Source organism: Pseudomonas sp. AC463 (assembly GCF_979253585.1).
Window position 1 is genome coordinate 1 of sequence record NZ_CEEDDZ010001227.1, and the last position, 232, is coordinate 232.

General features: G+C 69.4%; 1 protein-coding gene. It reads left to right on the top strand.

Features of this window, described 5'->3' with window-relative positions; all coding sequences use genetic code 11:
- A partial coding sequence (locus AC0IYH_RS34215) for a hypothetical protein (protein ID WP_471838949.1) occupies positions 1–232 on the top strand: 232 nt, incomplete at both ends.

Here is a 232-nt window from a genome sequence, read left to right on the forward strand (position 1 = left end):
CTGGTGACGGTCGGCCGGACGCTGGTCGACCGGGCGATGGACACGTCGGAAGAGGTCAATCCGCGCGCCCAGATCGAGGCGGCCGAGGAGGAGCTTTACAAGGTCGCGGGCGACGGCGGCGCGGAAAACGCGACGAAGACGTTCGCGCAGGCGACGACGATGGCCGTCAAGATGGCGGAGCGCGCGCTGAACAGTGGCGGCAACCTGTCGGGCGTGACCACCGGCCTCGACT